This window comes from Halorientalis marina, assembly GCF_023028345.1.
Classification (GTDB): domain Archaea; phylum Halobacteriota; class Halobacteria; order Halobacteriales; family Haloarculaceae; genus Halorientalis; species Halorientalis marina.
Genome location: NZ_CP095487.1, coordinates 2439962 through 2464347 on the forward strand (window position 1 = coordinate 2439962; position 24386 = coordinate 2464347).

Genomic DNA, 24386 nt, shown 5'->3' on the forward strand with positions numbered 1-24386 from the left:
GCCGACCAGCGCCGCCTCGCCGTCCCACAAATACCCTCGTGGAAAATAGTGGTAGCAGATGGTTACCGGGGCAACGCCGGGGTCCGAGCACGCTACGCCGTCACCTGATCGGGATGTGGTGTGACTCGTCGCCGCCGTCCGTCACCGGGACGGTGATCTCGATGACACCGTTCCGGTAGGAGGCCTCTACGTCGGCCACGTCCACGTCTCCCGGCACTCTGATTCCCTCGGTTACGCGACGGCTCCGAGTCACACCACCGGTTTCGGTCTCGGAATCCGCCTCGACGGTCAGGACGCCGTCCCCGAACCGGAGGTCGATGTCCTCGCGCTCGAAGCCCGGGAGGTCGGCCACCACGACGTACCCCTCGTCGGTCTGCTCCATCCGGAGCCGGCCCGAGCGGACACCCGCTTCGGTCCCGGCCGCCGGCATCGCACTCATCGAACGCATCACGGTCTCGAACAGACGGTCGAACCCCTCGAACGGTGTGTTTCGGTCGTTCATAACACCATACATACGACTGTTGATGATATAAATAGAGATGGACGTGTGTTAGCACTGACTCGGCGTCGGAGAAGTGCACCGTCTGGGATTTGAACCCAGGTCCTCGGCTGTCTTCCCGCGTCGGAAGACTCCGAACTCGCGGCCGAAAGGCCAAGATGATTGGCCGGACTACACCAACGGTGCGCACTCTCGACTGTGGGGCGTCCGGTAATAAACCCTGCTTTTCGGTACGGCAGTGAGGAGCGGTCACAGGGTCAGTCGAGCGGATCGTCGAGGCTCGAATCGAACGAGATCAGTCCGTGGTCAGCCTTCGGATGGCAATGATGGCACAGCAAGACGAGGTTCCCTGGATCGTGGGCATCGGATATTTCGGCGTTACTAGCCGTCCGAAACCGCCGAACTGGGACGATGTGGTGAACCTCCAGTCGTCGGTCCGTCCCGTCCGCGCCACAGCGCTGGCACACCTCGTCGCGTTCGTGCACCGTCTCACGCGCGACGGACCAGCCCGCACCGTACCGTCGGCTGTACCCACCACGCCAGTTCGGGTTCTGCTCGCCCGCAGTCGCCTCGCTCATCCGTCGTCGCGTCGCCGCCGATTTCGTGGTCCCTTCGAGCGCGTCCGAGATTTTCTGCCGAACTTCGGCCGAGGGTGACCGCCCACGCTGTGCGTCCGCGCGCTTCTCGTTCGTCTCGTCCGAGAACTCCCGGCCCTCCAGCGACGCCGAGATCGCTTCCTCCACGTCTTCGTCGCGCTTTTTGCCGTACAGGCCGTGGTGCTCCCCTTCCACGTCCCGCGTCTCGATACCGTACTCGTCCATATACGACCGAATACACCGCGGGGAGATCGCACACTCGGCTGCGATCTCCCGCTGCGTGAGATCCTCGTCGTGATACTTGATCGCTAGCCACCAGCCGGAACGGTACCGCTTCGTCACGGGCGACAGTGGCACCGCTCTCACTCATAAATCTACGCCCGAAAGAAAATCCGCGAGGAGGAGCGTTACTTGCCCTCGAAGTCCGGCTCACCGTCACCCATGAAGGCCGTCATACCCTCCATGATGTCGTCGGTGCCGATGAGGTGGCCAAAGCCCTGTGCCTCGATCTCCAGGCCGGCCTCGGTGTCGTCGCGGCCCTTGAGCATCGCGCGCTTCGTGAACTTCTGGGCGACCGGCGGGCCCTGGGCGAGTTCCTCGGCCATGTCGAGTGCGGCCTCCTCGATCTCGTCGTTCTCGACGACCTCGGAGACGAAGCCGTAGTCCTGCATGTCCTCGGCGGTGTAGTCCTGGTCGGCCGTGAGGATGATCTCCTTGGCGACGCCCTCGCCGACGATGTTGGCGAGTCGCTGGGTGCCGCCCCAGCCGGGGATCAGGCCGAGGTTGAGTTCGGGCTGGCCGAACTCGGAGCGCTCCGTGGCGATGCGGATGTCACAGCACATCGACAGCTCCATGCCGCCGCCGTAACAGTAGCCGTCGATACCGGCGACGACCGGGACGGAGAGTTCTTCGAGTTTGCCGAAGGTCTCCTGGCCCTTCCGGGAGAGGTCGATGGCGCTGAGCGGTTCGGCGCTGGTCGCCATCGCTTGCACGTCCGCGCCCGCGGAGAAGGCCTGGTCACCGTCGCCGGTCACGAGGACCGCGCGGATGGTATCGTCGTCCTCGACGATGTCTACAGCGTCCTGCAGTTCGTCGAGGATGTCGATGTTGATGGTGTTCATCCGGTGGGCACGGTCGATCTCGATGTGAGCGACCTGCTTCTCGCTGTGGCCCTCCGGCACGTCGATGTCGCGGCGCTCGAAGGCGATGGACTCGAAGGACGGCCCCTCGTCTTCGTCCTCGCTGCCGTAGAAGCCGCCGGCCTCGGCGGCCTCGTAGAGGTAGTCGTGGGCGTCGTAGCGCGGCGAGCCGGTCTCCTCGTGGAGGTCGTCGAGGGTATCGGCGAGCGTTTCGAGGCCGTAGTCGTCACAGATGCGGGCGGGGCCGTCCGGGAAGCCGGCGCCGAGCATCGTCGCTTCGTCGACGTCCTCGGGCGGGGCCACGTCGTCCCCGACGAGGTAGGCGACCTCCTTCGCCATCGCGGCGAGCAGGCGCTCTTTGACGTCCTCGCGGACCTGGTCGGTCGGGATGTCCGCACCGTCGCCGTCCTCGTAGTCGTAGAAGCCCTTGCCGGTCTTCTTGCCGAGGTGCTCGTTCTCGACGGTCTCCTCGAGGAGCGGTGCCGGTTCGTAGGCGTCGCCCTCGACCTCGTGCATGTATTCGAGCACGTGGTAGGTGATGTCGTTACCGACCTGGTCGCCGAGCTCGAAGGCGCCCATCGGCAGGCCCATGTCGTACTTCGTCGTGGAGTCGACCTCCTCGATGGTGGCGACGTCCTCGGAGACGATCCAGCAGGCCTCGTTCATCAGCGGGACGAGGATGCGGTTGACGATGAAGCCCGGCGAGTCCTTGCGGACGCGGACCGGCGTCTTGCCGAAGTCCTCGGCGAGGGCCTCGACGACCTCGATGGTCTCGTCGGCCGTGTGCTCGCCGTAGATGACCTCGACGAGCTGCATCCGGATCGGCGGGTTGAAAAAGTGCATTCCGCAGAACTGCTCCGGTCGCTCGCTGACCTCGGACAGTTCGGTAATCGACAACGAGGACGTGTTCGTCGCGAAGATGGCGTGGTCGGGCGCGTACTCCTCGACCTCGGCGTAGACGTCCTTCTTGATGTCCATCTTCTCCGGGACGGCCTCGATGATGACGTCTGCACTGCCGACGGCTTCCTCCATGTCGACCAGCGGCGTGATACGCTCTTCTGCGGCGTCGGCCTCCTCCTCGGAGATCTGGTCCTGCTCGGCGAGTTTCTCCAGGCTCCAGACGATGTCGTCGTAGCCGCTCTGGACGAACTCCTCTTTGATGTCGCGCAGACGGACCTCGTAGCCCGCGAGCGAGGCGACCTCTGCGATCCCGTGCCCCATATTGCCGGCACCAAGCACCGCAACGGTGTCTATGTCGTCGAGTTCCATGAGTTGAACACTCTATATTCCTCGACCGGGGGGTTTCAACGTTTATCTTCACACGGGACAACAGAAGAGGAGTTTGTTCAGGCTGGTCCGGCGGCCAGTCCCGGCGACAACGGACTCTCAGTTTCTCGGGGATTACAAAACGTTATGTTCCTGGTCCCGACAGTGGAGCGTATGGATTTCGAACTGCCAGCGGAAATCGAACAGATCCGGAACGAGGTCCGGAAGTTCGGTGAAAACGAGATCGAGCCGGTCGCGAACGAGTACGACCGCGAAGAGAAGTACCCACACGAGGTCGTCGACAAGGCCACCGAGATGGGACTGGTCGGCGCGTCCATCCCCGTCGAGTACGGCGGTGCCGGCTACTCCGTCCTGGAATCCTCGATCATCGCCGAGGAGATGTTCGCCATCGACCCCGGGATCGCCTTCTGTATCCTCGCCTCGTCGTTCGGGACCGAGGCCATCGAGGAGTTCGGGACCGAGGAACAGAAAGAGGAGTTCCTCGAACCGGTCGCCAAGGGCGAGAAGATCTCCGGCGCCGCGATTTCGGAGCCCGACACCGGCTCGGACGTCTCCTCCGTCTCGACCCGCGCCGAGAAGGACGGCGACGAGTTCGTCATCAACGGCAACAAGATGTGGATCTCGAACGGGACGGTCGGCGACTTCTTCGTCGTCCTCTGTAAGACCGACCCCGACGCCGAGGGCCGCTACAACGGCTTCTCCCAGATCATCGTCGAGTCCGACCGCGACGGCTTCAAGGCCGACAAGATCACGGGCAAACTCGGCATCCGCGCCTCGGACACGGCGGAACTGATCTTCGACGACGTGCGCGTCCCCGAGGAGAACCTCGTCGGCAACCGCGGTATGGGCTTCCTCCAGCAGATGCAGTTTTTCGACGCCACCCGCGTCGGCGTCGCCGCACAGGGCGTCGGGATCGCGAAGGGCGCGGCCGAGGCCGCCCTGGAGTACGCCCAGGAGCGCGAGCAGTTCGGCCAGCCAATCGCCGAGTTCCAGGCCATCCAGCACAAGCTCTCGGACATGTTCACCAAGACCGAGGCCGCCCGGAACCTCACCTACAAGGCGGCCTGGCAGGTCGACCAGGGCGAGGACATCACGAAGCTCGCCTCGATGTCCAAGGAGTACGCCTCCCGCGTTGCCGTGGACGTGGCGAACGAAGCCGTCCAGATTCACGGCGGCGCCGGCTACGTCGACGACTTCCCGGTCGAGCGGTTCTACCGCGACTCGAAGATCACCCAGATCTACGAGGGCACCACCGAGATCCAGAAGAACATCATCGCCCGCGAACTGCTGGGCAAAGGCTTCTGAGGCCGCGGCTGTCGACGCCGGACTTTCCTTCTTTCTCTCGACGGTGAGTCGCGATACCGGTCCTACCGTCCACACCGACCCCCGGTGTACGTATCGACCGTCACCAGTCGGGTCGTGCGAGCGGGGGCTCGCAGGAACCCCCCGAAAAAACTCCGCGTGCGGCGTTTTCCGTTTACAATTCGGCGAGCAGGTTGCAAAGAAAACTTAAAGGAAAATTCCCAACGGTCACTCACAGCATGGACTTCGAGCTGCCAGCAGAGATCGAGCAGATCAGGGAAGAGGTGCGGAAGTTCGGGGAAAACGAGATCAAACCGGTGGCAACCGAGTACGACGTGGAGGAGAAGTACCCCCACGAGATCATGGACAAGGCCGCCGAGATGGGGCTGACGGGGGCACAGATCCCCATCGAGTACGGGGGCGCTGGCTACTCGACGCTGGAGGTCGTGGCTATCTCCGAGGAGCTGTTCGCTATCGACCCCGGGATCGCGCTCTGTATTCAGTCGGCTTCCTTCGGCTCCGACGCCCTGATGGAGTTCGGGACCGAGGAGCAGAAAGAGCGATTCCTCGAGCCGGTCGCGACGGGCGACGCCGTCATGGGCGCCGCGATTTCGGAACCGGACACCGGCTCCGACGTGTCCTCCGTCTCGACCCGCGCCGAGAAGGACGGCGACGAGTGGGTCATCAACGGGAACAAGATGTGGATCACGAACGGGACGGTCGGCGACCACTTCGTCGTCCTCTGTCAGACCGACCCCGACGCCGAGGGCCGGTACAACGGCTTCAGCCAGATCGTCGTCGAATCGGACCGCGACGGCTTCAAGGCCGACAAGATCACGGGCAAACTCGGCATCCGCGCCTCGGACACGGCGGAACTGATCTTCGACGACGTGCGCGTCCCCGAGGAGAACCTCGTGGGCAACCGCGGTATGGGTTTCCTCCAGCAGATGCAGTTCTTCGACGACACCCGGACGGGCGTCGCCGCCCAGGGTATCGGACTGGCCCGCGGCGCGGCCGAACGCGCCCTGGAGTACGCACAAGAGCGCGAGCAGTTCGGTCAGCCCATCGCCGAGTTCCAGGCCATCCAGCACAAGCTCTCGGACATGTTCACCCGGACGGAGGCCGCCCGGAACCTGACGCACAAGTCCGCGTGGCAGGTCGACCAGGGCGAGGACATCACGAAACTCGCCTCCATGGCCAAGGAGTACTCCTCGCGGGTCGCCGTCGACGTGGCCAACGAGGCCGTCCAGATTCACGGCGGCTCCGGCTACGTCAACGACTTCGACGTGGAACGGTTCTACCGCGACGCCAAAATCCTCCAGATCTACGAGGGTACCACCGAAATTCAGAAGAACATCATCGCCCGCGAACTGCTGGGCAAGGGCTTCTGAGGCCGCGAACACACCGTTTTTTCGCCGCATCGACAGACAGCGGCGCAACCGGGAAACGGCGATTCTCGGGCGGCCGGCCACACCTGTTAATTCTCTCGGCCCGTCCGTTAATATCGTAACCGGGAGCGTAACTTTCGTAATGGATTGGAAACCAGTGTGTGGAGAGGTCACATAGATGGACTTCGAGCTCTCCGACGAGATCGAGCAGATACGGAGCGAACTGCAGAAGTTCGCCGAGAACGAGATCGAGCCGGTCGCCTCCGAGCACGACCGCGAAGAGAAGACGCCACACGAACTCATCGAGAAGGGGGCGGAGATGGGGTTGACGGGGATTCAGATCCCGGTGGAGTACGGCGGCGCCGGCTACGACTCGCTGGAAGGGGCGGTCATCGTCGAGGAGCTGTACGCCGCCGACCCGGGGTGTGCCGGCGCGATACTCGGGACCGCTTTCGGCAGCGAGGCGATCCTCGAGTTCGGGACCGAGGAACAGAAAGAGGAGTATCTCCCGCCGCTCGCGAAGGGGGAGAAGATCTGTGGCTCCGCAATCTCCGAACCCGACACCGGCTCGGACGTCTCCTCCGTCTCGACCCGCGCCGAGAAGGACGGCGACGAGTGGGTCATCAACGGGAACAAGATGTGGATCACGAACGGTTCCGTGGGTGATTTCTTCGTCGTCCTCTGCCGAACCGACCCCGAGGCCGAGGGCCGCTACAACGGCTTCTCCCAGATCATCGTCGAGTCCGACCGCGACGGCTTCGAGGCCGACAAGATCACCGGGAAGTTGGGGATTCGTGCCTCGGACACGGCGGAACTGATCTTCGACGACGTGCGCGTCCCCGAGGAGAACCTCGTCGGCAACCGCGGTATGGGTTTCCTCCAGCAGATGCAGTTTTTCGACGAGACCCGGACCCAGGTGGCAGCCCAGGGCGTCGGCATCGCGAAGGGGGCCGCCGATCGCGCCCTCGAATACGCCCAGGAGCGCGAGCAGTTCGGTCAGCCCATCGCCAAGTTCCAGGCCATCCAGCACAAACTCGCGACGATGTTCACCGACCTCGAAGCCGCCCGCAATCTCACGTACAAATCGGCCTGGAGCGTGGACAACAGGGACGAACAGCTGACGACGCTGGCCTCGATGGCAAAGGAGTACGCCTCCCGTGTCGCGGTTGACGTGGCGAACGAAGCCGTCCAGATTCACGGCGGCGCCGGCTACGTCGACGACTTCGACGTGGAACGGTTCTACCGCGACGCGAAGATCACCCAGATCTACGAGGGCACCACCGAGATCCAGAAGAACATCATCGCCCGCGAACTGCTGGGCAAAGGCTTCTGACCGCGTTCGGCAACAGTTTTTACAGTCGCGGCGAACCGACGGAGTAGTATGCACGCTCGTCGCTCGGTGTCGGCGCTCCGTCCCGTTCGCCAGCCACGCCCGACCGGGCGTGGTCCGTGTCGCTGTTTCTGAGCCGCCCCGTGAACCCGACCGACATCGAGGACAGGCCCGCATTCGACCGTTTCGACCACACACAACGATGTTCGACCGACTCGACACCGTCCGCACGCACCTGACAGAGGACGTACGTACAGCACTCGCGAAAGACCCCGCGGCCAAGAGCGCCCTGGAGGTCGCCCTGCTCTATCCGGGCGTCCACGCGGTCTGGCTCTACCGGATCGCCCACGCGCTCTGGACCGCAGACCACCGGCTCGCGGCCCGGGCGCTCTCGGAGTTCGCGAGCGTCCTGACCGGCGTCGAAATTCACCCGGCCGCGACGATCGGAAAACGACTGTTCGTCGACCACGGCGACGGCATCGTGATCGGCGAGACCGCCGAAATCGGCGACGACGTGCTCATCTACCACGGCGTCACGCTCGGCGGGAAGTCGATGCACCGGGAGAAACGCCACCCCACCATCGAGGACTGCGTGACCGTCGGCGCCAACGCGACGCTCCTCGGCGACATCACCGTGGGTGAGGGCGCGACGGTGGGCGCAGGGGCCGTCCTCTCGACGGACGTCCCCGAGGACGTGACCGTCGCCGGCAACCCCGCGGAAATCGTCGAGTCCGGACCTGCGGAGGCCGAGGCCGAACCCGCCCCGGAAGGCGGCCGAGCGGCCGACACCGAACAGCCACACTGGCTCGCGGACTGCTGATCAGGCCGCGCCGTCCGCCGAAGCGTCCACGTCGTTTCCTGTCTCGTTGGCGTGGACTTCCAGCAGTCGGATTTCGAACTCGACACGCTCGCCGGCGAGTTCGTGGTTGAAATCGATGGTCACCTCGTCGTCGGTGACCTCGGTGATCCAGCCGGCGTCGCCCGTTTGACTGTGGACGAGTTCGCCCACTTCTGCGGTCGTGTCGCTCCGCGCTTCGAGGTCCGAACGCGGGACGGTCACCACGTCGCCCTCGTCGCGCTCACCGTAGGCCTCGTCCGGGTCGAGGACGACGGTCCGGGTCTCGCCCTGTTCCATCTCTTGGACAGTGCGGTCGATGCCCTCGATGACATGTCCCTCACCGACTCGAAATTCCAGCGGTTTGAAATCCCGGTGTCCGTGATAGACCTCCGTCTCGAGGGCGACGTCGACGTCCGTGGTCTCGAACACCTCGCCCGCATCGGGGCCGTCGACGAGCCGCCCCGTCAGGTGGACGATGGCGATCTGTCCGGGTTCGACCGTCATCGCTGGACCGTACAGGAGAGGGCGTGGGACATGTACGCGTTGTTGCCGTAGCCGCCCGTGTTCCAGGGGAACTGGTCGCTCTCGACGCCACGGAGCTGATCGTCGGGGGCCGAGATCGTCGCCGGCTGTGTGTAACCGCGTTCGTCGGTCGCACGCGAGGCGAGCACGTGCTCGCCCGCAGACGGGTCCTCCCAGACGTACCGGAACTGACGCCAGCCCGAAGCCTCGTCGACCGGTCCGAAGAATTCGGCTTCGCCCCAGGAGTTGCCACCGTCGGTCGACACTTCGACCGTCTCGACCGCGTCGTCACCGGCCCAGGCGACACCGATCACCTCGATGGTGCCCGCGGGCGACGGCGAGACCGTCTGGCCCTCGCCGGGGTACCCGATAAGTGACTTCTCGACCTGATCGTACATGTAGGCGTTGTCGATCTGGTCAGTCTGCTCCATCTGGTCGCGCGTGTCGTACACCGGGATGTCCTCGTAGTGCGTCGCGCCGTCGTCCTCTTCGGGCACGACGCGGTAGGAGTACTGTTGCCAGTGCGTGTAGGTCCGCTGGCCGTTCTCGGGCGCGCCTTCTTCTTCCCACTCGTTCCCGATGACCATCGTCTCCATGACGTGCATCCGGTTGACCCACTTGACGTTGTTGCAGCCGTACCAGCCCGGGACGAGCAGTCGGACCGGGAATCCGTGGTCCGGCGACACCGGTGAGCCGTTCATGTTGTACGCCAGCAACACGTCGTCCATCACCTTCTCCATCGGGATGGACCGCGTGAACACGTCCTCGCCCTCGGGGTGTTCGCCGCCCATCACCGTGAGGAAGTAGTCCTCGCTCGTCTCGGCCCCGTAGTACTCGAGGATATCCGAGACCGGCGTCCCCGTCCAGACGGTGTTCCCGACGGCGCCGAAGCTCCACTGGTTGCCCCCGACCTGCGGATCGAAGTACGACCGACCGTTACCGGCACACTGCATCGTGTGGGTGACCGAATCCGTCGCGAAGGAGTGTTTGATCTCCTCCATCGACAGGTCGACCTCGTCGTCGACGAGGCCGGTCAGAGACACGGACCACTCGGACTCCTCGATATCCGGCGTCGGGTAGTGATTCCTGATGTAGTGTTCCTCCCGCGTCGTGACGTAGTCCGTGTACGTCGCTCGTTCGGCTGCCTCGCCGTTCTCCGGTTCCGGCGAGAGGATCCGAAGCCCGGGGTACCGTTCCGCCAGCGAGGGCTCCTGCTGTGCCGGTTCGTCCGGTGTCGGTGTGGCCGTGTCGGTCGGCTCGGCCGTCGGTTCCTGGGTGGCGGTATCGGTCGGCTCGCCCGTCGCTGTGTCCGTGTCGCCACCGCTCCCGCATCCTGCGAGCACGCCGACGCCCGCGAGCGATCCGGTCGCCATCAGGAACTTGCGTCGTTGGATGAACCGTTCGCGACGCGATCCGCTTCCCTCGTCACTGTCGTCCAGCTGCTGCCGTGACATGCCCTCAGGTAACCACGGTAAGGAACATCAATGGTCGTTTGGTGAGGACTAACTAGACCGGTCCTACCCGGTCACAGTGATGTCGCCGACCATGCCCTGTCCCTCGTGGGGCGCACAGACGTAAACGTACTCGCCCGGGACGGTGAACTCGTGTTCGTACGTCGTCCCGGGTTCGTTGATCGTGAAGTGGCTCGACCCCTCGTACGACGCGAACGGTTCCGCACCCTCGGGATTCCGGCACTTGTCGGACGCACCGGGTTTGCTCGTCACGTTGTGGCCGGTGCTCTCGAACGTCCAGACGACGGTCGTCCCGGTACTGATCTCGATCTCCTCGGGGTCGAAGCGAAGCCGCTTCTCGGGTCCGACCGCGACCTCAACGGTGCTGGACTGGGTCGTCGTGGGCGCGGCCGTCGTCGTGGCCTCACCCTCAGTCGTCGTGTCTGCGCTACCGTCTCCGTTTCCGCCACCAGTGCAGCCGGCGACGAGCGTCCCCGTCGCCAGGGCCCCCGTCATCCGGATGAACGTGCGTCGTTCAACCATCTACACCGGTTCAGGGAGCGGCACCAATAAATAACCTGAATTGGTGAGCACCAAACCGGTCGCGGTGTCCGTCTCGTCCCCCGCTACCACCCGGGCCGACCCCGGCAGGAGGGAACCAACGGGGAGGAACCGGCACAATACATTTTATCCTGCGTCTGGATTGGACAGGAGGACAATGGTCTGGCAACCCCGGGCAGGGTCAGGAGAACGGATTCGGGGCGGAGCCGCTCGTAACGTAGCCGCACCAGAGGCCATCCCACCCTCGGCTGGAAACGAGGTGCGAAGGAGTGCGTGAATTAACGTTCGCACTCGAGTTCAAGTCGGGCGTCGACCCGCTCATGGACGTCTGCCTCGAGTTCCCACAGCTCAGGGCGGACTCGATAGGGAGCGCGGTGCGCCGGGACCGGTTCTGGAACGTCGAACGGTTCGTGGGCCCCGACGACGCGCTCGAACGAGTCGAACGCGTCCGCTGCGGAACTGACACGCCGCAGGCCGAGATGACGGCGACGGCGTGTGGCGCGGACCGACACCACGAACTGCTGGAACGGTCGCCATCCAGCCTGGTCACGTACAGTTTCGTCGAACGACTCCACACATGTAACTCGGTCGTTGCGCTGGCTGCGAGGCACCTCGACCTCGGGCACGTGTTCCAGGCTCAGCGTCGCGAGGAGTGCCAGGAGTGGCGCTTGCTCATGCGCTCCGAAGCCAACGTCGACGTGTTCTACGAGGCCGTCGGCGAACACCTCCGGGACGGCATCACGCTGCACATCGGACACCTCGGCGAGGTGAACCGCTGGGACTTCGATTCGCTGGCGACCGTCTCCCTCTCCAGCAAAGAACGGGACACGCTCCGGGCCGCAATCGAGTACGGCTACTACGAGACGCCGCGAGAGGTCACCGTGAGCGAGCTCGCGGACCGCCTGAACATCCCGCAGTCGACCGTCTCCTACCGGTTGCGCCAGGCGGAGGCGGCACTGGCGGAGGGGTACTTCCGGGAGTCCGCGCAGAACGACACTCGCCCTCCCGAAGAGCGACTCAACGAGGACCCACCCGAGCAAACCGACGCGTAACGGCTAAGCGAGGACAGGTCTTTACCGCACACGTGTCAGAACCACACGAGCAGTTACGCGCAGACGAGTACCTCGGGCCGCTCGTCGTGGCCCACGGCCCCCTGGAGATCGAACCGGCCGAGGACTTCTTCGAGCGGTTCGTCACCTCGATCCTCAGACAGCAGGTGTCGATGGCGTCGGCCGCCGCCACGCGCGAGCGCCTCTTCGACGCCGTCACCGTGACGCCGGAGGGCATCCTGGCGGCCGACGACGAGGTGCTCCGCGATGTCGGTCTCTCGACGCAGAAGACCCGGTACGTGAACAACATCGCGGCGGCCTTCGTCGAGCGCGGGTGGAACCGGGCCGCCTTCGAGGGTATGAGCGACGATGCGGTGCGCGCGGCGTTGACCGACGTGACCGGCGTCGGCGAGTGGACGGCGAACATGCAACTGCTCTTCGCGCTCGGCCGGGAGGACGTGTTCCCCGTCGGCGATCTCGGCATCCGGAACGGGATGGAGACGGTCCTCGACGCGGACCTGACCCGGGCGGAGATGGTCGACCGCGCCGAGCGGTGGGCACCCTACCGGAGCTACGCCAGCCTGTACCTGTGGCGCGCGGCGGACGAGTGACCGTCGGGCTGACCGACGAGAGCGTGGAACGGACGGACCGCCGCCGGACCGAACGGGAGAGCACGGCGGAAGTGAAGCGCGATCTGCAACCGCGGAGCCGTCACGAGAGCGTTCGCTCACGGGTCTCCCGGTATCTTAGTCCGGATAGCGGCCGGCGAAAGTGGTCTGCCGGTACTACTCCTCGGTCTCCGTCGCGTCGGTGTCGTCGTCCGCGCGGCGAGTGATGTCGACGAGGTAGTGTTCGAGGATATCCCGCCCGAGCAGGAGGGAGTACTCCATGTGGCTCCGGTCCTCCACGCTGGCGGTGACGGTGTGCTGTGTCCCACCGACGCCGACGACCAGATCGACGACCGGCCTCGATTTCCCCGTCTTGACGCTCCCGGATTTCACTCGAACGGTGTCCTTGATCGGGCCGGTGCCGATCTCGGCGGCGAGCCGTGCGTCGATGCTCGTGCGGGTCGCGCCCGTGTCGGACTTGGCCGCGACGGTCTTCGAGCCCCGTGTCCCGCTGACGACGACTTCCTCGATGTAGCCGACGACGAGCGGCTCGGTCGGCCCCTGGTCCGTGGGTCGGGGCATACAGGCCGGCCGGGAGTCGTCGAGGGTGGCCGCGAGTTTCGTCACTGTCTCCGGATCGACGCTGCCGCCGGCTCGCTCGATTGCCAGCGCCGCGATGTGTGGGGCCGGACTGGTCCCCGTGGCCTCGAACAGCCCCTTGAATCCGGCCGTCGGGTTGATTTCGAGAACGGCCCAGCCGTCCGATCCTTCGATGATGTCGACGCCGGCGTAGTCCAGCCCGACCACATCGGTCGCGGTACGGGCGATTTCGGCGACATCCGCGGGGAGTGAGTCACCGGCGTCCGTCACCTCGCCGCCGAGCGCGACGTTGGTACGCCACTCGCCCTCCGGTGCGTGCCTGTGCATCGCACCGACGACCCGGTCGTCGACCACGTAGACCCGAAGGTCGCTGTGCCGGTCGGCGTCGCGTTCGAGATACGCCTGGAGGAACGCCTGCCGTGAGCCGACGCGGGGGTTGACCGGGGAATCGAGGTCCACCTTCCAGGTCCCGCCCCCGTGCGTGCCGATGGCCGTCTTGTACACCGCCTCGCCCCCGAACCGGTCGCGGTCGGCGTTCAGTCGGTCGCCCGAGAGCGCGAGCAGGGCGTCGGGCACGGGCACGCCCTCGCGGGCCAGCGCGACCGCGGTCGCGAACTTGTGCATCGCCGCGTCAGTACCGCACTCGGGTCGTTGAGGGTCGGGACGATTCCCTCGACGGCGCGGGCGAGTCCCAGCCCCTCTGCCGGGTACTCGTCGGTGGAGAGCAGCAGGCGATTGACGATCACGTCCACGTCCGGTTCGAGGGTCACCACCCCGTCCGCGATGTCGATAGCCGTGTTCTCCGCGCGGAGCCACTCGGTGTCGGCCCCGAGGTCGGCGGCAGCGTTGCAGATCGCCTTCGTCTCCTTGCTCGTGTGGAGGCTGAGGACGCCGACGGTCGGCGCATCGGTCGCTGTCATGCTATCAATTGCCACGCCCGAGGGGAAAGCCCTGGCGCCATCCCCCAGTTCGCGGACGGTTTCGGCCCCCGAACTGAGTGGACGGTTTTTATATCGTCCGGCCGGACCGGTTGGTATGGGCGATTCCGGGTCATTCACCTACAGCGGCGGGACGGTGGGTCCGGGGGAGACGGTCGACATTCGGTTTCCGGTCAGCGAGACGTACTTCGGTGACCCCATCCGCATCCCGGTGACGATCATCAACGGGGAGCGGTCGGGCCCGACGGTCTATCTCTCGGCGGCCGTCCACGGCGACGAACTCAACGGTGTCGAGGTCGTTCGTGAGGTGGCCCAGGAGTGGGACCACGAGGACCTCGTCGGGACGCTCGTCTGTCTCCCCGTACTGAACGTCCCGGCCTTTATGACCCAGCAGCGGTACCTGCCGATCTACGACCGGGACCTGAACCGCTCGTTTCCGGGCTCGGACGAGTCGACCAACGCGAAACGCATCGCCGCCCGCATCTTCGAGAACTTCATCGAGCCGTGCGACGTTGGCATCGACTTCCACACCTCGACGCGGGGGCGGACGAATATGCTCCACGTCCGAGCGGACATGGCTGACGACGAGGTGGCGCGGGCCGCACGGGCGTTCGCCTCGAACCTCGTCATCTCCAGCGAGGGGCCGAGCGGATCGCTCCGCCGCGAGGCGACCGACGCCGGTGTCCCGACGGTCACCGTCGAGATGGGGGAGGCCCATCGGTTCCAGCGCGACCTGATCGACCGGGCGTTCGACGGCGTCGTCAGCGTCCTCGCCGAGTACGGCCTCAGCCCCACGGAGTCGGTCCGCTGGCCCGGCTGGCGGACGATCATCGACGGCGACGACGAGAAGACCTGGCTCCGAGCGGACGCGGGCGGCCTCGTCGATATCCACCACGGCCAGGGATCGCTCGTCCACGAGGGCGATACCATCTGTACCATCACCAACCCGTTCAAGGCGGAGACGGACGCGGTTACGGCACCGTTCACCGGCGTCATCGTGGGCGTACTGGAGAATCCGCTGGTCTATCCCGGGAACCCGCTCTGTCACCTCGTGCGGCTCGACGACCGGACGCTCCGGGCCGTCGAGAGAGAACAGTCGGACTGAGGCTACTCCGAGCCCTCGCCGCGCTCGTGTTCCAGTCCCTCGAGTAGCGTCACGACGCGCTCGTCCTCGCCGTCGACGGCCCGCGGGTAGATGGCGACGGCAGTGACGAAGTCGTCGCCGTGTTTGAACGTCGTCGCGTGGACGTAGACGTCGAGTTCGGCACCGCCGAGGGTCGCGGTCCCCTCGAACTGCTCGACCGAGCGGTTCGCGCCGAGCGCCCGGACGCTCCGGTTGTCGACCTGCTGGCCGACCTGTAGCCCCTCGTAGCCCGTGTCGAACCGCTGGACGATGTCGCGCTCGTCGACGCCGGAGAGCGGGTTGAGCGTCTGGCCTGCTACGTCGATCTCGGGACTGGAGAGCGTCATCAGGAGTGCGGCGCGCTGGTCCGTGTCGAGGCCGGTGAGGTCGACCTGACGCTCGTACGTGGCCCGGTGGTTGACCAGTCGGACCGTCCGGGTCTGGTCGGCGACGGTGACGTTCTGGGTGAGGTTCACCGCGGTCACGTTCGTCTCCTCGTACCCGGTCTCGGTGGTCGCGTCGTCGGCGACCGTCGCAGGGTTCGCGGCGAACTCCAGCGCTTCGTTGCCCAGCAGGAACCCGCAGCCTGCCGAGAGGGTCACGAGTGCCACCGCGAGGGCCGCGAGCGTGCGTGTCTGCATACCCACCCCCTTCCCGACGGACGTGTATAACGTTGGTGTCAGGACGACCGACCCCGTGGAGCGCGACCTCGAACCCCCCGCTCCTGGCCGCCCACCGATGCCGGTCCCAACACGTTCGGGACGCGGCCGTCGGACGGTTCTCCGCGGGTGTTTCGACGGGGCGAGGTAGAAAGGTCTAAACACCCCTGGTCCCTGGGTCAGAGTGTTATGAGCCAGTCGTACGACCGGGGCACCGTCGAGGACTTCGGCCGGTGGCGGGAGTTCAAGGCCGGTATGTGGGCCTGGATCTTCCACAAGTTCACCGGCTGGGTCCTCGTCGGCTACCTCTTTACCCACATCGCGGTGCTCTCGACCGCGACCCAGGGGGCGACGACCTACACCCAGACGATCCGCGGGCTGGAGGCGCTTGCCATCGTCCGGGTCCTCGAGGTGGGTCTGCTCGCCGTCGCGGTGTTCCACATTCTGAACGGAATCAGGCTGTTGTTCGTGGACCTCGGTGTCGGCCTCGAAGTACAGGACAAAAGCTTCTACGCGTCGCTGGTGCTCTCGGGCGCAATCGTGGCCGCCAGCGTGCCGACGTTCGTCTCGGGGGCGTTCTGAGATGGCCGAGCACTACTCCTCCTTCGAGCGCGGCAACCTCCGCTGGTTCCTCCAGCGGCTCACCGCCGTCTTCCTCATCGGCGTGCTCGCGTTCCACTTCATGCTGTTGCACTTCGTGAACCACGCCGCCGAGATCACGTTCATGGGCACCAACGCCCGGATGAGCCAGATCGGCTACTTCGGGACGATGGTGGCTTTCCTCGTGACCGCCACCTTCCACGGCGTCAACGGCGTGTACAACGCCTTCATCAACCAGGGCCTGACGGGCACCAAGAAACAGGCGGTCAAGTGGACGCTCGTGCTCGCGAGCGTCATCCTGATCGCCCAAGGCGTGCGGACCGCAATCGCGATGGCAGGAATCTAACCATGAGTACCGGAATCCAGGAGCAAGAGACCGACGAGGCGGAGACAGAGACCGAATCACAGGGCAAGCCCCACCAGGAGCGACGCCTGGAGAAGAAACGCCAGGACGCCGCCCGCAGGGACATGGAGCGGAAGGCGAAAGAGGAACTCGACGACGCCGAGGACGCCATCGAGATCAAGGTCTTCCGCTACGACCCCGAGGTCGAGGGCAAACAGGAGCCCCGGTTCGACACCTTCCACGTCCCCTTCTTCAAGGGGATGACGGTGCTCGACGCGCTCATCTACGCGCGGGACCACTACGATTCGAGCCTGACCTTCCGGCACTCCTGTCGCCAGGCCATCTGTGGCTCGGACGCGCTCTTCGTCAACGGCCAGCAGCGACTCGGCTGTAAGACACAGATCGCCGAGCTCGACACCCCGATCCGGATCGAGCCGCTCCCCCACCAGGAGGTCGTCAAGGACCTCGTCGTGGACATGGAGCACTTCTACGACCAGATGGAAGCGGTCGAACCGTTCTTCGACGCGGAGGAACTGCCGGCCGACGACGAGGAACAGCGACAGAGCCGGGAGAACCGCGAGAAGGTCAAGATGTCCACGCGCTGTATCTGGTGTGGCGCGTGTATGTCCTCGTGTAACATCGCCGCGGGCGACAACGAGTACCTCGGCCCGGCAGCTATCAACAAGGCCTACCGGTTCGCGATGGACGAACGCGAGGGCGAGAACCGGAAGGAGCAGCGCCTGAAGATCATCGAGCAGGAACACGGTGTCTGGCGCTGTCAGACCCAGTTCTCCTGTACCGAGGTGTGCCCGAAGGACATCCCCCTCACCGAGCACATCCAGGAGCTGAAACGCGAAGCGGTGAAGAGCAACCTCAAGTTCTGGTGATCGCGGGTTCGCAACGCTTTACTCGCCGCCTCTCGCAGTCGTGACTGCGTGCGAGGGTAGCCAAGCCTGGAAACGGCGGCGGACTCAAGATCCGCTCCCGTAGGGGTCCAAGGGTTCAAATCCCTTCCCTCGCACTGTTGGCCGCTACGGCCCATCGCAAACAGTGCGCGGAAGTCCGTTCGGAGCGGTCTTCCCTCGCAAACTCTACTGACGATCGACGACCAGCAGCGCAATCGAGTGCTGAATCAGCCACTGGCCCGACGACGGATGATAAAAAGCACCGTCTCTAACCGGGGGATTTTTAAAACATATCGAGCAGTGAGGAGAAGACGAGCTATACATATGCGACGTCGCGCATTCCTTGCGACGGCCGGGACCCTGCTATCGGCTGGGTGTGGGGCGCTGACGGGTGGCCGTAACGGTGGGGGGAGCGGTGACCGCGGGCCCGAGGACTGGGGGGACGAGGACGGGCCGGACTTCACGGCGCGCCCGGAGCGGACGCTTCCCGAACCGCCGGGTGGAGCACAAAACGAGTACCGAATCAACACCGAGGTGGATTCCGAAATTCGCGGCGTGGGGGGAGGCGACGCCGACATCCGCGACCCGTTCGGCGTCGACGGGGGCCGTGACGACGGGACGCCGACCCAGGCGAACCAGGAGGCGGCCGAGTTGATCGGGGAGGCTCGGAACCAGCTCGACGACGCCCTCGCCGCCTACAGGGAGTACGCGGGAACGAACGCTTCGATCACGGACGTCAACGCTTCACACACTTCGTTCAATAACCTCACGGTCGAGGATCGAGTCAGCGAGGCGGAGTCGACGCTCGACGAGGCAGTCGAGTCGGCGACGGACGGGCAGAAGATGAACATCATCGGGCTGGCACACGTCTCCGTGTTCATCCGGTACGCGGCACGGTGTCAGAAGGCGCTGGGTGACGCCTTCGAGGAAGTCGAGTTCATGTCCGAGCGGCTGTACAACGAGAGTCTGCGGCTCGTCGATCAGGGGAACCGGCAGGCGAGAAGCGCGATCCGCGAAGCGAGAGACGCCTACCAGGTCATCGAAAGCGAGGTCGAAGAGGACGCCTTCGGCGCCTATGGGACGCTCTCGGAGGCTATCTTCAGAGAGAAGGTCCAGCAGTTGGACAGCGAAATCGCGGCGCTCGACGAATCCCGGAGCGGTCTTCGGGACATGAAAAACGGCGTCACCGAACTCCAGGCTGGCGTGCCGGCGTTTCTGGACGAGCGATACGAGGAGGCCGAGCGCCGGTTCTCCGGTGCGAGCGCCGACTTCGCAATCGCGCGCACGTCCTTCCGACTGACCAGCGGGTCCCGGGAAGTCGAATCGAAGGTCAGGGAGATCGTCGGGGTCGCCCAGACGCTCGAACAGGCGACGTCAGACCTGCGGCGGGCGGCACAGGCTCAGCTCAACGACGAACGCCTGGTCTTCTACGAAGCACGGCGGGCCGCCCAACAACACATCGAGTCCAACGAGATCGTCCGCGGTATGCGGACGATGAACGACATCGTCACCTGACCCGGGACCGGGGAGTTCTTTCGGTCGGCGGCCGTCCAAACGGTATGGACGACGCGCAGGCGCTCGCGAAGCGTGCGGCGAAGCGTGGCAGTGCGGTCGCCATGGACTCGTTCCGCCGGACGGTCGGCATCGAGACGAAAGCACACAAGAACGATCTGGTGAGCGAAGCCGACAGGGCGGCCCAAGAGCGTGTCATCGAGACGCTGGAGGCCGAGAGCGACGCAGCCATCGTCGCGGAGGAAGCGGGGGCCGAAGGGGCGGTCCCGGCGGCCGGTCGAGCGTGGGCGGTCGACCCTATCGACGGGACGGCGAACTTCCTCCGGGGTATCCGGACGTGGACGACGAGCGTCGCGGCGGTCGAGGACGGGCGGCCCGTGGCGGCCGCGTCGGTCGCGCCGGCGGCCGAGGACACGTACGCCGCAGGAGCCGACGGAACGCGGCTGAATGGAGACCGGGTCGGCGTGAGCGACCGCGATGACGTGGAGACGTTCGCGGCCGCGGTGCTGGGCTGGGGAGCACACGGCGACCGGGCGGACTACTCGCGACTCGCGTCGGCAATCGTCGAGCGAGTCGGGGATATGCGCCGGTTCGGGAGCATGCAGACGGCGCTGGCGTTCGTCGCGGCGGGGTCGCTCGACGCGGCGATCACGACGGGTCAGCCGAACCCGTGGGACTCGCTGGCCGGCGTCCACCTCATCCGGGAGGCCGGGGGACGGGTGACCGACCTCGACGGGGCGGAGTGGCGTCACGACAGCGACGCGCTGGTGGCCTCGAACGGCCGCTGTCACGAGGACGTGCTGGCGGTCGCCCGGGCGGCCGCGGACGACTGGGAGTGACGCGAGGCGGTCGGCGACGCCCCAGCGGCGGTGTGTAGCCCGCACACGGGACCGGAAAACCCAAACGGGCGGGTCGCACGAATGCGGACATGGACGTGATCGCGCGACTCGACTCGGGTCGCACGTGGCTCGGCACCGCCCTGGCGGCCACCGCCCTCCTTCTCGTGGGATCGCTAGTGTTCCCAACACGCGTCTACGACGGGTTCGTCTGGCACTACTTCTGGGGGCCGATCTACGCCGACGCGCACAACGCCGCCTGTGCGGTGACCGGCGGCGGGACCACCGAGTTGCTCTACCAGCGGGGCGCCTGCCGGGTCGCGGAGTCGTCGGGTGCCATCGTCGCCGAACCCGGCTACACCGTCGTCTCCGAGATCGGGTACATGGTCATCCTCCTGTTCATGCTGGTCGGCGTGCTCCAACTCCTGCGGTACCTCGACATCTACAGCGAGCGAGACCTCTTCTACGCCCTCGTGCCCTTCATGCTGTTCGGGGGCGTCCTCCGCGTAATCGAGGACGCGAACGACGCCGTCCCACAGGGGGTCGAGCAGGCGATCAGCTACCCACTCAACACCCTCATCATCAGCCCGCTGATCTACTTCACCGTCTTCTTGCTCACGCTGGGGTCGCTCATCGTGGCCTACCGCCTGGGACGCGAGGGGGTCGTCGACGAATACCAGCGGCTGATGGCGGTCTTCGGGGGCGTGTTCCTGGTGCTGTCCTTTGGGTACCTGCTCTTTCTCGGCGTCACTGCCGACTACGTCTCCCTCTACCCCCAGATTCTCCTGTCGGTGGTCGTGATCGCCTCGCTGGTTTCGGGCGGCATCTGGCTGGGCGTCGAGCGGTTCGCACCCCACATCAACGCCGGCACGGGGCTGATCGGGCTGGTGGTGCTGTGGGGCCACGCCATCGACGGCGTGGCGAACGTCATCGCGGCCGACTGGCTGGGCGCGCTCGGCGTCGACCTCGTTTACAGTGCCAAACACCCCGCAAACCGATTCATCATCGACGTGACGGAGTCGATCCTGCCGGAGTCGATCATCGCAGTCACGGGGTCGTCGTGGCCCTTCCTCGTGGTGAAGATGGTCGTCGCACTAGCTGTGGTCTGGATCTTCGACGAGGAGATCTTCGAGGAGAGCCCGCGCTACGCCCTGCTCTTGCTGACCGCTATCGTGGCAGTCGGGCTCGGGCCCGGGACGCGGGACATGGTCCGGGCGACCTTCGGCATCTAGAGCCGTTCGAGCGCCGACTCCGGGTAGTATTTGCCGCCGCAATCGGGACACTCCGCGACGGACACCGTCGTCCCAGCGCGCGCGACCTCGCCCCTGACGAGGTCCCCACCACACTCGGCACACGGGAGTTCGTATTCGGTTGTCATTGGAAACGGGTCGCTGACCTGACGGTAAGCAACCCCGTGCAAGTTATTCACAGGCGTCGCTATAAATCTTCGTCTCGGCCGACAAGACAGGTGATTTTTGGCTCGGCACGTCAGGGGAAGGGGTGGTGGTCGCGGTCGAGACGCGGCTCGAACCCCATTCCGGTCGGCACGTCGGTGGCACGGTCGCCGAAGTAGTGCGCGTCGAAGAAGAGCGGCTGTGCCTCGGGGACCAGGACGCGAACGGCCTCGAAGCCCAACCGTTCGACATCGGGGGTCGTGGTGCGTGCGGCGTGGGCGTCGAGGCCGGCGTCGGTGACGCGGTCGACGACGGCGTCGAGGTGGTCGGCTCCTGTCGGCACCGAGTCGGGACCGACGCTCCCGGCGGGGACGCCGCTGTCGGTGCTAACGAACGCCTGTGCGCTCTCGGGGAAGTTCGCGTACTCCCCGATGGCCCCTTCCACGTCCTCGGCACCCTCCATGCCCATCCCACGGAGTTCGAGCCAGTTCTGGAGGGCCTCTGCGAGAGCGTCAGTCGCCGCGCGCGCGGCGTCCAGGTGGGCGCTCGACCCGAGGGCAAAGCGGGGCCAGGCCTCGCGGTGGACGGCGACGGCGACGACCGGCACGTCCACGTCCTGAGTCAAGAGAAGCGGGTCGACCCGGAGGTTCTCCGAGCGGGCGCGGCGAACGAGGGTGTCGAACCGGTCGTCGGTGACGTCCAGGCCGAGCGGCTCGAACGACGAGTACCAGGCCAGCATCGTCGCGTCACGCTCGATGACCTCGTAGAGGCCACTCAAAACAGCCTCCACGCCCCCGTTGCCGAGGCCGAGGCCGGTGGTGACCGCCGGCCGGAACCGCTCGCTCGGAGGCGGGAAGTGGACGAACTCCGCGGGGAGGGACACCGTCTCGCCAGTGGCGAGGTCGGTCCCGGGGACCCACTCGATGGGCGCGTCGGCCGACCCCTCGAGGTCGACGGCATCGTCGTCGGGGTCGGGCGCGACGAACGCGGACGGTTCGACGGGGGCTGTGACCTCGCCGGCGGGCGCCGTCTCGAACTCGGCGGTTCGGTAGACGCCGGCGCAGTACCGCTCCAGCCCCTCACCGAGCGCTTTCATGAACGCGGCGTTCCAGTCGGCGTCGACCCCGGCGGCCTGGCGGGCGGCCGTCGCGTCGCTGAAGCCGCTCGTGTCGGCCTGCTGGGCGAGGTAGTAGGGGACGGGGAAGGACTCTGCCTCCCCGACCTCGCTGACGATGCCGACGCGGTCGTCGAGGCCACCCTCGGCGCGGGCCAGCGACTCCTCCAGGTTGCGGTCGACGCTCGTGAGCGAAAGCGTGCGGTCGCGGTCCGTCCCGCACTCACAGCCAGGTGCCGGGAGGAAGCGTCGTTCGGCGTGTGGGATCTCGACGACGCCGCCGAGGGCCGTCGAGTCCTTGCCGGCGAGGAGGCGGGCACCCTCGCGGCCGGCGATGGCGCCGGCGAACCGGGCGGTCTCGGGGTCCGGCGCGGCCTGTGGTGACTGCTCGGGGTCGGCGTTCGCCCGGACGCGTTCGGAGAGACAGGCGTAACAGCCGGTCTCGGGGCCGAAGCCGGCGACGGCACCCTCGACGACGGGGTAGCCGCCGAGGCCGCCGATCTCGACGGCGAGCCAGGGCACGTCGTGTTCGAGGGCCGTCGCGTTCGCGGTCTCGAAGGCCACGTCGCCGGCCTGTCCGACCACGACGGCGAGGTCGGCCTGAGCGATACCACCGGGGTCGACATCCGCGACGCCGGCACCGACGTCGTCGAGGGCCGCCGCGACCGCATCGCGTGCTGGCCCGGACCCGACGAGGGCAACTGCCATTGGCGGCCCGTGGAGACGGAGAGAGAAAAAGCGCGGGGGTTAGCTCGAGAGGATGCTCTGTGCGACGTTCGCCAACTGGTCGGCCTCGGCGTCTTCGAGGCGCTCGTCGCCAAGCATCAGGCGCAGGCGGGGCCGGCCCACGTCGATGGGGACCTTCTCGGTGTCGATCAGGCCCATGTCCTCCAGTTTGGTCTTGGTTCGCGAGAACGTGGCCTTCGATGCGAGGCCGATATCCTCGCCCCACTTGCTGATGTCGTAGAGCAACTCGCCGTTTTTGGCGGCGACCAGGAGGCTGATGGTCACTTCGTCGAGGCCGTCGCCGTTCCCGCGCGCCGTCTGAAGAGAGGCGAGCACCTCGTCGAAGTCGTCGGCGGTCGCCTCGTCGATGTCGGCTCCGAGCGTGTCGCGGACCGTCGTGAGCGGTGGCGTCCGGAGCGTGTACTCGTCGGCGTCCGCCCACGCGCTCTCGTACTGGCGGTGGGCGTTCGCGACGAACTCCTCGTCGTCAGATTGGAGGCCAGCGACCTGCTCACAGGCACCGACCACGGAGACGACCGCGTCGTCCGTGACCAGCAGGGAGTTCGCCGGCGCCTCCTCGGTCGTTCGGAGTTCCAGGCTCCCGTCCTCGATCAGGTTCGCCGCGCGACTCGCGACGATGAAATCCTCCATCACGCCCTTCAGCGGGCGCTCCGATACGAGGAGTTTGATCGTCGGCGCCGGTTCCAGATCGGTCGCGACCGATACGAGCTCTTCTATCGTCTCGGGGGACGGCCCGACCACGTACAGCTCCGTGGTTGGCTCCTCCATCACCGTCGTGAGGAGATCCGCGATGCCGTCCGTCAGTAACGTTTCACTCATCGTCCTAGTTGAGTATATATTGTTTTACCGTATTTAATTTTATCGCTGATAACGAGTTGAATTACGCAATCTTCCGGGAAACACCCGCAATTCACCGTGGTTAAATATATGTCTTCCTCGTCGTTTTCAAATATGAAAACTTCAGGGCGGGAGGCGGGGCCGCTACGCGCGGACTGTGGATCGACGGATGGGTGGATTCGCCAGGTGTGTCAGGGACTCCCGAACT

23 protein-coding genes, 2 tRNA genes and 1 pseudogene are annotated in these 24386 nt (G+C 65.8%); 14 read left to right on the forward strand and 12 right to left on the reverse strand.

Annotated features, from left to right (window positions below; translation table 11 throughout):
* Positions 1-100 precede the first annotated feature (100 nt).
* The 4 genes from MUG96_RS12460 to MUG96_RS12475 all read right to left on the reverse strand — a co-directional run bounded on the left by MUG96_RS12460 (position 101) and on the right by MUG96_RS12475 (position 3503).
* A complete protein-coding gene (locus MUG96_RS12460) occupies positions 101-502 on the reverse strand; it encodes an Hsp20/alpha crystallin family protein (RefSeq protein ID WP_246983254.1) in 402 nt (133 codons plus the stop codon).
* A 74-nt stretch (positions 503-576) separates the two neighbouring features.
* A tRNA-Glu gene (locus MUG96_RS12465) sits at positions 577-685 on the reverse strand.
* A gap of 71 nt (positions 686-756) precedes the next feature.
* Positions 757-1437 (reverse strand): HNH endonuclease, encoded by a 681-nt coding sequence (locus tag MUG96_RS12470; protein WP_246983256.1) that lies wholly within the window; start codon positions 1435-1437, stop codon positions 757-759.
* Positions 1438-1502: 65 nt separating this feature from the next.
* On the reverse strand, positions 1503-3503 hold the full coding sequence (locus MUG96_RS12475) for a 3-hydroxyacyl-CoA dehydrogenase/enoyl-CoA hydratase family protein (protein WP_246983258.1): 2001 nt from the start codon (positions 3501-3503) through the stop codon (positions 1503-1505).
* 171 nt (positions 3504-3674) lie between these two features.
* On the opposite strand from MUG96_RS12475, the gene MUG96_RS12480 reads away from it, so the two are divergent.
* From MUG96_RS12480 to cysE, 4 genes are all read left to right on the forward strand, one after another.
* Positions 3675-4826, forward strand: coding sequence for an acyl-CoA dehydrogenase family protein (locus tag MUG96_RS12480; RefSeq protein ID WP_246983261.1), 1152 nt, complete (start codon positions 3675-3677; stop codon positions 4824-4826).
* A gap of 236 nt (positions 4827-5062) precedes the next feature.
* The gene (locus MUG96_RS12485; protein WP_246983263.1) at positions 5063-6214 is read left to right on the forward strand and encodes an acyl-CoA dehydrogenase family protein; all 1152 of its coding nucleotides are present in this window, start codon (positions 5063-5065) and stop codon (positions 6212-6214) included.
* 175 nt (positions 6215-6389) lie between these two features.
* Positions 6390-7544 carry an acyl-CoA dehydrogenase family protein gene (locus MUG96_RS12490; protein WP_246983265.1) on the forward strand — a complete coding sequence of 385 codons (1155 nt, stop codon included), beginning with the start codon at positions 6390-6392 and terminating at the stop codon, positions 7542-7544.
* 199 nt (positions 7545-7743) lie between these two features.
* On the forward strand, positions 7744-8361 hold the full coding sequence (gene cysE / locus MUG96_RS12495) for a serine O-acetyltransferase (protein WP_246983267.1): 618 nt from the start codon (positions 7744-7746) through the stop codon (positions 8359-8361).
* Here cysE and MUG96_RS12500 read toward each other — a convergent pair whose 3' ends face one another.
* The 3 genes from MUG96_RS12500 to MUG96_RS12510 form a co-directional block, all read right to left on the reverse strand.
* Positions 8362-8883, reverse strand: a complete 522-nt coding sequence (locus tag MUG96_RS12500) for an FKBP-type peptidyl-prolyl cis-trans isomerase (protein WP_246983268.1) — start codon at positions 8881-8883, stop codon at positions 8362-8364. It lies immediately after the preceding gene.
* Positions 8880-10355 (reverse strand): sulfite oxidase, encoded by a 1476-nt coding sequence (locus tag MUG96_RS12505; RefSeq protein WP_246983269.1) that lies wholly within the window; start codon positions 10353-10355, stop codon positions 8880-8882. The genes MUG96_RS12500 and MUG96_RS12505 overlap by 4 nt, the downstream gene beginning before the upstream one ends.
* Positions 10356-10418: 63 nt before the next feature.
* Entirely contained in the window at positions 10419-10895 is a 477-nt protein-coding gene (locus tag MUG96_RS12510; protein ID WP_246983270.1) for a plastocyanin/azurin family copper-binding protein, read from the reverse strand.
* 287 nt (positions 10896-11182) lie between these two features.
* Here MUG96_RS12510 and MUG96_RS12515 point away from each other — a divergent pair, with 287 nt between their 5' ends.
* Both MUG96_RS12515 and MUG96_RS12520 read left to right on the forward strand, forming a co-directional pair.
* Positions 11183-11965 carry a helix-turn-helix domain-containing protein gene (locus MUG96_RS12515; RefSeq protein WP_246983271.1) on the forward strand — a complete coding sequence of 261 codons (783 nt, stop codon included), beginning with the start codon at positions 11183-11185 and terminating at the stop codon, positions 11963-11965.
* Between the two features lie 32 nt (positions 11966-11997).
* Positions 11998-12573: a DNA-3-methyladenine glycosylase family protein gene (locus MUG96_RS12520; RefSeq protein WP_246983272.1), complete on the forward strand. Its 576-nt coding sequence runs from the start codon at positions 11998-12000 to the stop codon at positions 12571-12573.
* Positions 12574-12747: 174 nt separating this feature from the next.
* Here MUG96_RS12520 and MUG96_RS12525 read toward each other — a convergent pair.
* Positions 12748-14090: pseudogene (locus tag MUG96_RS12525) on the reverse strand (RimK family alpha-L-glutamate ligase).
* Between the two features lie 115 nt (positions 14091-14205).
* On the opposite strand from MUG96_RS12525, the gene MUG96_RS12530 reads away from it, so the two are divergent.
* Entirely contained in the window at positions 14206-15213 is a 1008-nt protein-coding gene (locus MUG96_RS12530; protein ID WP_246983273.1) for a succinylglutamate desuccinylase/aspartoacylase family protein, read from the forward strand.
* Positions 15214-15215: 2 nt separating this feature from the next.
* Here the strand turns inward: MUG96_RS12530 and MUG96_RS12535 are convergent, their stop codons facing one another.
* Entirely contained in the window at positions 15216-15872 is a 657-nt protein-coding gene (locus MUG96_RS12535; protein ID WP_246983274.1) for a DUF6517 family protein, read from the reverse strand.
* Positions 15873-16079: 207 nt separating this feature from the next.
* Here MUG96_RS12535 and sdhC point away from each other — a divergent pair, with 207 nt between their 5' ends.
* The 7 genes from sdhC (at position 16080) to MUG96_RS12570 (ending at position 21318) form a co-directional block, all read left to right on the forward strand.
* Entirely contained in the window at positions 16080-16472 is a 393-nt protein-coding gene (sdhC, locus tag MUG96_RS12540; protein ID WP_246983276.1) for a succinate dehydrogenase, cytochrome b556 subunit, read from the forward strand.
* 1 nt (position 16473) lies between these two features.
* A complete protein-coding gene (locus MUG96_RS12545; RefSeq protein ID WP_246983278.1) occupies positions 16474-16836 on the forward strand; it encodes a succinate dehydrogenase hydrophobic membrane anchor subunit in 363 nt (120 codons plus the stop codon).
* 2 nt (positions 16837-16838) lie between these two features.
* On the forward strand, positions 16839-17720 hold the full coding sequence (locus MUG96_RS12550) for a succinate dehydrogenase/fumarate reductase iron-sulfur subunit (RefSeq protein ID WP_246983280.1): 882 nt from the start codon (positions 16839-16841) through the stop codon (positions 17718-17720).
* Positions 17721-17770: 50 nt separating this feature from the next.
* Positions 17771-17854: transfer RNA gene (locus MUG96_RS12555), tRNA-Leu, on the forward strand.
* Between the two features lie 208 nt (positions 17855-18062).
* On the forward strand, positions 18063-19253 hold the full coding sequence (locus tag MUG96_RS12560) for a hypothetical protein (RefSeq protein ID WP_246983282.1): 1191 nt from the start codon (positions 18063-18065) through the stop codon (positions 19251-19253).
* 44 nt (positions 19254-19297) lie between these two features.
* A complete protein-coding gene (locus MUG96_RS12565; protein WP_246983283.1) occupies positions 19298-20089 on the forward strand; it encodes an inositol monophosphatase family protein in 792 nt (263 codons plus the stop codon).
* Positions 20090-20178: 89 nt separating this feature from the next.
* Positions 20179-21318: a DUF63 family protein gene (locus MUG96_RS12570; RefSeq protein ID WP_246983284.1), complete on the forward strand. Its 1140-nt coding sequence runs from the start codon at positions 20179-20181 to the stop codon at positions 21316-21318.
* On the opposite strand, the gene MUG96_RS12575 is transcribed toward MUG96_RS12570, so the two are convergent.
* The 3 genes from MUG96_RS12575 to tbsP all read right to left on the reverse strand — a co-directional run bounded on the left by MUG96_RS12575 (position 21315) and on the right by tbsP (position 24160).
* Entirely contained in the window at positions 21315-21464 is a 150-nt protein-coding gene (locus MUG96_RS12575) for a hypothetical protein (RefSeq protein ID WP_246983285.1), read from the reverse strand. The two genes, MUG96_RS12570 and MUG96_RS12575, sit on opposite strands and share 4 nt — an antisense overlap.
* 110 nt (positions 21465-21574) lie before the next feature.
* A complete protein-coding gene (locus MUG96_RS12580) occupies positions 21575-23302 on the reverse strand; it encodes a YcaO-like family protein (RefSeq protein ID WP_246983286.1) in 1728 nt (575 codons plus the stop codon).
* Between the two features lie 39 nt (positions 23303-23341).
* Entirely contained in the window at positions 23342-24160 is an 819-nt protein-coding gene (gene tbsP / locus MUG96_RS12585; RefSeq protein ID WP_246983287.1) for a transcriptional regulator TbsP, read from the reverse strand.
* Between the last annotated feature and the right edge of the window lie 226 nt (positions 24161-24386).

Excerpts from the sequence above, each read along its gene's own strand:
- MUG96_RS12535 (WP_246983274.1), bottom strand. The coding sequence starts at position 15,872 with ATGCAGACACGCACGCTCGCGGCCCTCGCGGTGGCACTCGTGACCCTC.
- MUG96_RS12505 (WP_246983269.1), bottom strand. The coding sequence starts at position 10,355 with ATGTCACGGCAGCAGCTGGACGACAGTGACGAGGGAAGCGGATCGCGT.
- MUG96_RS12480 (WP_246983261.1), top strand. The coding sequence starts at position 3,675 with ATGGATTTCGAACTGCCAGCGGAAATCGAACAGATCCGGAACGAGGTC.
- MUG96_RS12460 (WP_246983254.1), bottom strand. The coding sequence starts at position 502 with ATGAACGACCGAAACACACCGTTCGAGGGGTTCGACCGTCTGTTCGAG.
- MUG96_RS12485 (WP_246983263.1), top strand. The coding sequence starts at position 5,063 with ATGGACTTCGAGCTGCCAGCAGAGATCGAGCAGATCAGGGAAGAGGTG.
- MUG96_RS12500 (WP_246983268.1), bottom strand. The coding sequence starts at position 8,883 with ATGACGGTCGAACCCGGACAGATCGCCATCGTCCACCTGACGGGGCGG.
- MUG96_RS12490 (WP_246983265.1), top strand. The coding sequence starts at position 6,390 with ATGGACTTCGAGCTCTCCGACGAGATCGAGCAGATACGGAGCGAACTG.
- MUG96_RS12560 (WP_246983282.1), top strand. The coding sequence starts at position 18,063 with ATGCGACGTCGCGCATTCCTTGCGACGGCCGGGACCCTGCTATCGGCT.
- tbsP (WP_246983287.1), bottom strand. The coding sequence starts at position 24,160 with ATGAGTGAAACGTTACTGACGGACGGCATCGCGGATCTCCTCACGACG.
- MUG96_RS12545 (WP_246983278.1), top strand. The coding sequence starts at position 16,474 with ATGGCCGAGCACTACTCCTCCTTCGAGCGCGGCAACCTCCGCTGGTTC.
- MUG96_RS12575 (WP_246983285.1), bottom strand. The coding sequence starts at position 21,464 with ATGACAACCGAATACGAACTCCCGTGTGCCGAGTGTGGTGGGGACCTC.
- MUG96_RS12475 (WP_246983258.1), bottom strand. The coding sequence starts at position 3,503 with ATGGAACTCGACGACATAGACACCGTTGCGGTGCTTGGTGCCGGCAAT.
- MUG96_RS12565 (WP_246983283.1), top strand. The coding sequence starts at position 19,298 with ATGGACGACGCGCAGGCGCTCGCGAAGCGTGCGGCGAAGCGTGGCAGT.
- MUG96_RS12510 (WP_246983270.1), bottom strand. The coding sequence starts at position 10,895 with ATGGTTGAACGACGCACGTTCATCCGGATGACGGGGGCCCTGGCGACG.
- MUG96_RS12570 (WP_246983284.1), top strand. The coding sequence starts at position 20,179 with ATGGACGTGATCGCGCGACTCGACTCGGGTCGCACGTGGCTCGGCACC.
- sdhC (WP_246983276.1), top strand. The coding sequence starts at position 16,080 with ATGAGCCAGTCGTACGACCGGGGCACCGTCGAGGACTTCGGCCGGTGG.
- MUG96_RS12580 (WP_246983286.1), bottom strand. The coding sequence starts at position 23,302 with ATGGCAGTTGCCCTCGTCGGGTCCGGGCCAGCACGCGATGCGGTCGCG.
- cysE (WP_246983267.1), top strand. The coding sequence starts at position 7,744 with ATGTTCGACCGACTCGACACCGTCCGCACGCACCTGACAGAGGACGTA.
- MUG96_RS12530 (WP_246983273.1), top strand. The coding sequence starts at position 14,206 with ATGGGCGATTCCGGGTCATTCACCTACAGCGGCGGGACGGTGGGTCCG.
- MUG96_RS12550 (WP_246983280.1), top strand. The coding sequence starts at position 16,839 with ATGAGTACCGGAATCCAGGAGCAAGAGACCGACGAGGCGGAGACAGAG.